Source organism: Rhodococcus sp. 27YEA6 (assembly GCF_044908235.1).
GTDB classification, from domain to species: domain Bacteria; phylum Actinomycetota; class Actinomycetes; order Mycobacteriales; family Mycobacteriaceae; genus Rhodococcus_F; species Rhodococcus_F qingshengii.
The window spans coordinates 1-7,667 of record NZ_JBIYCY010000046.1 but is presented as its reverse complement, the minus strand read 5'-3'; the positions used below and the strand labels follow the sequence as shown (position 1 = coordinate 7,667).

Annotated in this window: 3 protein-coding genes and 1 pseudogene; 1 reads left to right on the top strand and 3 read right to left on the bottom strand. The window is 59.7% G+C overall.

Annotated features, from left to right (window positions below):
• Positions 1–1,207: 1,207 nt before the first annotated feature.
• A complete protein-coding gene (locus ABH939_RS32815) occupies positions 1,208–1,537 on the bottom strand; it encodes a hypothetical protein (RefSeq protein ID WP_243580669.1) in 330 nt (109 codons plus the stop codon).
• A gap of 436 nt (positions 1,538–1,973) precedes the next feature.
• Entirely contained in the window at positions 1,974–2,231 is a 258-nt protein-coding gene (locus ABH939_RS32810) for a hypothetical protein (protein ID WP_151097150.1), read from the bottom strand.
• Positions 2,232–3,747: 1,516 nt separating this feature from the next.
• Here ABH939_RS32810 and ABH939_RS32805 point away from each other — a divergent pair.
• A complete protein-coding gene (locus ABH939_RS32805; protein WP_151097380.1) occupies positions 3,748–6,693 on the top strand; it encodes a UPF0182 family protein in 2,946 nt (981 codons plus the stop codon).
• 144 nt (positions 6,694–6,837) lie between these two features.
• Here the strand turns inward: ABH939_RS32805 and ABH939_RS32800 are convergent.
• Positions 6,838–7,440, bottom strand: a pseudogene (locus tag ABH939_RS32800) (IS6 family transposase); the annotation flags it as partial.
• Positions 7,441–7,667 lie beyond the last annotated feature (227 nt).

Below are 7,667 nucleotides of genomic sequence, written 5' to 3'. Positions count from 1 at the left end.
GGTGGGGAACTATCTGGCCGTACGCGGGGAGAAACCATGGCCACAAAATGCGCCATAAATGGCCGCCAGTGGGGAGCTTACGATGGCCGTCGACACTCACGCAAAGCGATGCGGATGTGGCGTGGCCGCGGTAGATATGGTCCGCAACTTATCCAGCGCCTTGGGCGATGCAAAGGCTCCGGTACACCGGTCAGTGGCCCGCTGTACAGTCTCGAGATCATGTCAATAGGTCAATCTTGTTTTGCCTCAATGTTTTGCGGAGTCCATATTAGGTGGCCCGTTGTAGCGCAGGTGAGTGTTAACTACAGCGGTCCGTACGCATCACCACCTCGGGGGTGCGGTAAATACAACAGGAAACTGTAACGGACTACCTTGACGGATACGCCCGATTCCCGAGCAAGTCGCCTCAGTCAGGGGACGCTCACCGGCGTCGGCGTTTGAACGGATGCACCAGTGAGCACAGAGCGCCGACTTGATCACGGTGCCCTTCTCTTGCTGCCACTTTTCCGCGATGGTGGTGAAATCTTGGGGTTTTTCGCGCCTGCGAGCAGTGCGGGCAGCCTGCCTGCGCGGCTCGAGCAAGGCGGCCGGCGTCGGCGAAATCGCATTGCTTCACCTCCGGCACGTCTGCTCGGATAGTGCGCGATCCGGGATCGGCGTTGCCGGATCGGTTGCCGCGTTTGTGGGACCCGGCAGCGGTAACGGTGGTCGGCGTAGTGACGGCGCTCCGTCGTGGGTGCGGGTGCTGCGTTGTTCTCGGAGTCGACGATTGTTGCCTTCCGGAGAGTGCATGCATGGCTGCGCGCATTTATGCGTGCGTGATATGACCGACACTCGGAGATTCTCGACATCGCAACCTCGAGACGAACTGTTTGAACGGGGAACTCTAGAGCGCCCGTACATTTCGCCACACCCGCGGATCGTGTTGGGAATGCGATCAGCTACTGAACACGAAGATCGAGTCAGTGATCCGAGGGCTCCTGTCTCGAGAGGGTCGATCACGGGAGCGCCGGTGACAGTGACATCGAGGGTTGCCGGGTTTCCGACACCAGTGGTTGCGGTGACGGGAATTCCCTGCCGCGGTGGGGTTCCGGTCAGCACACCATCGGCGCCGAGGATGCTTCGGCGGGCAGGGCGCAGGTGGTGACCATGACGGTGGGGGCCGGTAGTCGGAGGTCAGAGGAGTGGGAGAAGCCCTGTGTGTGGTTCACAGTTGTGCCAGCATGGGGAGTAGGGCGGCGCCGGTGGAGATGGTGATTCCTGCGGCGCCGGCAACGATGCCGAGTAGGGCCCGCAGTGATGCTGCTTCGTCGTCGGCAACCGTGGGCCGTGACGTGGCGAGAGCGCCGCAGATCGCCGCAATTATTCCTAGTACGAAGCCGAGTCCGACTATCCAGAATGTCGCGATGGACAGTGTCCCTAAGGCGATCGACGCGGCGGGTAGTCGCGAGAGGTGTTGCTTTTTTGTTTCGTTGCCGTTGAGGGAGGTGCACTTGGGGTTGTCGGTATGGAGGCTGTGGGGGACGGTTGTGGTCATGTTCCTCCTTCGGGTGGTTTGAAGTCATGTCGACGGGATATATCGGCATTCCCGGTCTGAGGTGTATTGGGTCTGTTCGAGCGAAGAATGCGCGCGGTGTGCTCCGTGGCCGCTCGAGTGGCTGATTGTCGCGACTCGGCCCAGAGCCTTTAGCTTGTGACGTAGGCCTCATCAGAATTTAGCACTCATGCGTATCGAGCGCTAACTCTTTTCGCTAAGTAAGTTTTTCCGTTCGCTGATGTCGACGAGATTGTCGACGGGGTATCCGGGTGTGCATGATGCAATGTCGTCGCTCGTCTGACTGCCACAATGGTCTCGAAACACGGCCGCCTCGAAATCAAGCTGCTATCGACAGTCAAAGAGCATGAGGAGACCGTGAGCGATGCGATGACTGTTCACGAGGTGATTGCGCGAAATCAAAAGTGGCCCACTGCTATTAGAGTGCATTGACGCCTTGCAGCACGAAGGCCGGCCACCCGGGAAGCATCAGCCCTGTTCCGATCGATGCCAGTCGGGCGCCGAGTGTGCGGTGACGCTGGGTGCGAAAGAGCAGGAGAGCGGCGAATATCGCCACCGCGGAAGCGGCAAGAAGGTCGAGTGGCGTGATCCAGTTCAAGGCCACGTATCCGCCGAACGCTGCACCGATCACCCAGGGCCACCGAAGAATGCCGATTTCAAGTTTGGTTGCGCGCAACGGATGGCTCCTCGAATGGCGGGGTACTTCAGAGTATCCAGTGTCGCTCGTGAGGGTCAGCAGTGAAAGAGCATTTCGGCACAGCGTGGCGAGTTCGCTGACACGTACGGCGATGTGTCAAGCGCGGGACCTTCGTGCTGTAACGGCGCATGGGATGGTTACCGATCCATCGAAATTTCGGCCGATAAATTGCGTCAGGGCATTCACTTCCCGCCATTTTTGCCTCGCATTGTCTCACCGCAGCCAGTTCTCAATCATCTAGTTGGACAGACGGACGCGTTAGTCTGGTAAAAGGAATCTTCCCTCTCCGCCGTGAGATTTGAACGTCCAACTCCTGGGTTGCAGGGTCACCAGGCGTGCGGTGGTCGTGTGTAGCGGGGGCTACGCCTGAGAATTCATCCCACCATAGGTGCCGCGAGAGTTGTATACGCATAGCTCACCTCGCTGAAGTTGCATGGATCACAGGCTGGGTTGTGGGGGAGTCGACGAGAGTAGAAGAACGGGCACGGTGCTGAATTTAGGTCTTCGCCGAGTAACCCTCCCCGGAAGTCCGAATCGTTCACTAGGAGCGCTCGGAATGTAAAAGATGTTGATGTCGAACGTGATTGGCCGACCCGCCCGGCTTGCACGTGACTACCCGCCGGGCGGCCTTGCGAGCTGCCCACCGGTACGGTGGGCAGCTCGCAAGAGTGGCCTGCTCGTCCCTGCCTAGCCGGGTAGGCCGTGCGTGCCGGAACGGACAAGGAATCGACACGCAGGCTGGTCGGCCCGTCGGCGAAGTGTGGTCTGTCGACGGGCCGCACAATGAAACTTTACCCGAGCATTACCGATTTGCGTCGGCTATGCCTTCGCCTTCCACTGAAAACTGTCCGCATCGCCCGACGCACTACTCCTAGGCGTCGGATAGTTGCGCGCTCAACGGAGTGCGACCGGCCCATCGCGGTGGAGCTGACACTATTGTCGAAGGTTTTCGACGGTAGCCATCGATGACGTTCCATTGCGGTTAGGGACCCAAGTGGTCGATCCATCCGAGAGCGCAGCCTCAACGCGAACCAGGCGCTCTTCGAGCCGGCTTACAGCGCCGTCATAGAGCGCAAGGGGAGTTCCTGCGAATTGTGCAAGCTTCTCGGACGGATTGTTTTCCCTCACCAAGTGTTTGATGTCCGTCGCGGCTGGCAGGCATGGAGGTGGTAAGTCGAGTTCGCATGTAGCAGCGGCCGTTCGTCGAGTGACACGACTTCGACAACGACAGTATGACGTTCAGTGTCGAAGAACTTGCGTCCTCGGCAATGCCACCGACAAGGGGTCGATCAGGATCGGTTATCGAAATTCCCCTGGGGTAGGTCGTAGGTTGATCTGGCGGATCGTTCCCACAGCTTCGGTGAGCTTCCTGTGCGCGGGTTCGTTTAGTAAACTCTTTCCAAAGGCGCGTGACCGGTAGGTCCCAGGGCCGCAGGCAAGGATCTTTCCGCATCGCGTGGGAGGGAGTCCGGCTGTGGATTCGTCCGAGCGGTTGATGCCGACTTCTCGTCGAGCGCGGATTGCGATCGGTGTCGTCGCGTTCTGCGTTGTGTCGCTGCTGTTCGGTCCCCGATTTATCGTCCTCTACACCGATTGGCTCTGGTTCGGTGAGGTCGGCTACCGCGGCGTCTGGGCGACAGTCTTGTTCACTCGGCTGATTCTGTTTTTCGGGGTCACTGCCGTGATTGGTCTCGTGATCTTCGCGGCATTGTTGTGTGCATATCGCTCGCGGCCCTTGTTCGTCGATGCTGCTGTCCAGGGTAAGGATCCGATCGAACCGTATCGCACGATGGTGATGGGCAAGCTACGCACGTTTGGTATCGGTATTCCGTTGTTGATCGCGCTCCCGTTCGGCCTTCACGCTCAGGCGAATTGGGCGACGGTGCAGCTTTTCATGCACGGCGGAGGATTCGGCACCGTGGACGCCGAGTTCGGTCATGACGTCGGGTTCTACGTCTTCGATCTCCCGTTCTATCGGATGGTGCTCAATTGGCTTTTCGTTGTCGTCTTTCTCGCTGTGGTCGTCAACGTGTGTGCCCATTGCCTGTTCGGCGGTGTGAGTGTGTCCAGGAAGTCGAATCTGCCGAGTGTCACTCGTCCTGCCCGCATTCAGCTCGCGGTGCTGTTGGGAACTTTCGTGATGCTCAAGGCGGTTGCGTACTGGTTCGACCGGTATTCGCTGTTGTGGAGCGCGAGGAAGGAGCCGACTTTCACCGGTGCGGGTTTCACAGATATTCATGCTGTTCTGCCGGCTCGTTTGATTTTGCTGTCGATTGCGTTGGTGTGCGCTGCGGCGTTCTTTGCAGGCATTGTCGTCCATGATCTGCGGATTCCGGCGATGGCGGCGGCGCTGTTGATTTTGTCGTCGATTCTTGTCGGGGGTGTGTGGCCGGCGCTGGTGGAACAGTTTTCGGTCCGGCCCAACGCTGCCGATCGGGAACGTAGTTACATCGAGCGCAACATCGATGCCACGCGTCAGGCATACGGTCTGACCGAGGACCGTATCGAGTACATCGACTATCCCGGTGTCGGCACTCGATCTCCGCGAGAGGTCCCGGCAGATGTCACGACGATCGCCAATGCACGTCTACTCGACCCGAATGTACTCTCGCGGACGTTCACCCAGCAGCAGCAATTGAAGAACTTTTACGGATTCACTCCCACCCTGGACATCGACCGTTACGCTCTCGACGGCGAACTCGCCGACTATATCGTCGCAGCTAGGGAGCTCTCACCGACCAGTCTCAGCGGCAACCAAACTCAGTGGATCAACCGCCATACCGTCTACACTCACGGAAACGGTTTCGTCGCCGCGCCAGCCAATCGGGTGAACGCCGCAGTCCGTGACGCTGCGGGTCAAACCTCCACCAGCGACAGTGGCTACCCGATCTACACGGTCAGCGACATCGCCTCCCAGAGCGCGGGACGACAACTCATCCCGGTGGAGCAACCGCGCATCTACTACGGAGAAGTGATCGCCCGGGCGGATCCCGACTACGCGATCGTGGGATCGCGAGACGGTGTTGATCCTCGCGAATATGACACCGACACAACGCAATACACGTACACCGGATCTGGGGGAGTGTCGGTCGGGACGTGGATGAACCGTGCGGCATTCGCGTTGCGCTACACGGAGCGAAACATCTTGTTCTCCGGCGCGATCGGCCCCGAGTCCAAAATTCTCTTCAACCGTGACCCGACGTCGCGAGTCAACGCAGTGGCACCGTGGCTGACGACCGACAGTAACCCGTATCCCGCCGTGGTCGACGGACGCATCATCTGGATCGTCGACGGCTACACCACCGCCCCGCACTATCCCTACTCCCAACCAGGGGTACTCACTGAAGTCGAGGAAACCGTCCCGCCGAGAAGATCTCCCCCCAACGAGGTTTCCTATGCCCGCAACTCCGTCAAGGCAACGGTCGATGCCTATGACGGCACAGTGACCTTGTATCAGGTCGATGACCACGATCCTGTCCTCGATGCATGGACGAGTGTGTTCCCTGGTGCCGTCAAACCCGGCAGCGAGATTTCCGATGAGTTGCGGGCGCACTTCCGTTACCCGGAAGACCTGTTCCGGATCCAGCGTGACCGCCTCGCAAAATATCACGTCAACGACCCGCGAGAGTTCTTCACCAACAACGCCTTCTGGTCGGTTCCCAGTGACCCGACATCGGAGACCAGCGACAGTCAGCTGCCGTACTACATTGTGGTCGGGGATCAGGACAACGCCGAGCCATCCTTCCGGCTCGCGAGCGCCATGGTCGGATTCAATCGAGAATTCCTCTCGGCCTATCTCTCGGTTCACTCGGATCCCGAACACTTCGGCCGGTTCGAGATACTGAGACTGCCTACCGATACGCAAACGCAAGGTCCGCAACAGACCCAGAATTCGATGATCTCGGACACGCGGGTGGCATCGGAGAGGACGCTACTCGAACGTTCGAATCGCATCCACTACGGAAATCTATTGACGTTGCCGATCGCCAACGGCGGTTTCCTCTATGTCGAACCGCTGTTCACCGAACGATTGACCACCCAGGTCGACGGCTCGACCTTCCCACAGCTTTCCCGGGTGCTCGTCAGCTATCGAGAACCTGGGAGCGGCGGGGTTCGGGTGGGGTACGCGCCGACCTTCGCGGAAGCGCTCGATCAGGTCTTCGGTTCCGGGGCGGGCACCATCGCCACACCTCCAGGAGGAGACGCCCGCGCCGCACCCTCCTCACCGTCGGTCCCGGGTAGTACACCGTCACCAGAGGGATCGGTGGTGTCTCCGTCGATGGGCGATGACGGCGCGTTGATCGACGCGGTCCTCGAGCTCAATCGGGCTCTCGAGGAAGTTCGCCAAGCGCAACAGCAGGGTTTCGCCGCCTATGGGGCAGCACTCGAGCGTCTGCAGTCGGCGATCGACGTGTTTCTCGCGTCTGAAGGCGGGGGATAATACAGAAGCTGTCAACTCCGCCGAGAGCTGTTTCGCGGGCACTGTCACGTTAATCAAAAAGTCTGGCTGCGCAGCTAGTTTGGGACAGGACGCTACGGGAAACCGCCGGGCTGTTCACTTTCAGGCGGCAACATCGGCCCCGCCGGGCCGGAAATGCGGTGAGATGCCCGAGAAGGCGGAGAGGAAGCGTTGCGCGTGCCCGGGCGAGGTGAACCGTTTCATCGCCCGTTCTCGCTGTCGGGTCGGCTGATGGAATTCTCGGCCCGGTTGTTCAAGTACTTGGATCGGCGATGCTCGACCGAGCCCAGCAGCTCGCGGTGCGCGACGCTGTAGCTGGTCAGCTTGTCGGTGACCAGCACTCGCGGCACATACTCCAGACTTTTGAGTAGCCGGCGGAAGAATCGTTTGGCGGTGTTGCCGTTTCGGCGCGACTGGACCAGCACGTCGAGTACGTTGCCGTGCTGGTCGACCGCCCGCCACAGGTAGTGCTGCCGGCCGTTGATACGGATGAACACCTCGTCGAGGTGCCATGTGTCACCGGGCCGCGCCCGCCGTCGGCGCAGCTCGTTAGCGTAGGCCTGCCCGAACTTGGCGCACCACCGCCGGATCGTCTCGTAGCTGACCACCACACCGCGTTCGAGCATCAGTTCGTCGACTTCACGGAAGCTGAGCGGGAACCGGAAGTAAAGCCACACGCAGTGGTTGATGATCTCGACCGGGTAGCGGTGACCCTTTGTACGATGGCATTGCGGTGCTCACCCCCCACCGATTCTCCCAGTTCGCCGACTTCAACAACGTGACAGTGTCGGCGCGACAGTCATACTGTCGGCGATCTTCATCGACAATTGCGCTTCGCTAGCTCTGCTCGAACGGTAGTTTTGAATCGCCCTGGGTCTGATGGAGGCTCTGGCTATTTGATTTCAACCAAGGCCTGCTCACCCTGCTCAGTAGCGTAGAACGTCTTCTCGTACTCT

What these genes read in the sequence shown, in the direction of transcription:
- ABH939_RS32815 (WP_243580669.1), bottom strand. Translation starts at nt 1,537, where the DNA reads ATGACCACAACCGTCCCCCACAGCCTCCATACCGACAACCCCAAGTGC.
- ABH939_RS32805 (WP_151097380.1), top strand. Translation starts at nt 3,748, where the DNA reads ATGCCGACTTCTCGTCGAGCGCGGATTGCGATCGGTGTCGTCGCGTTC.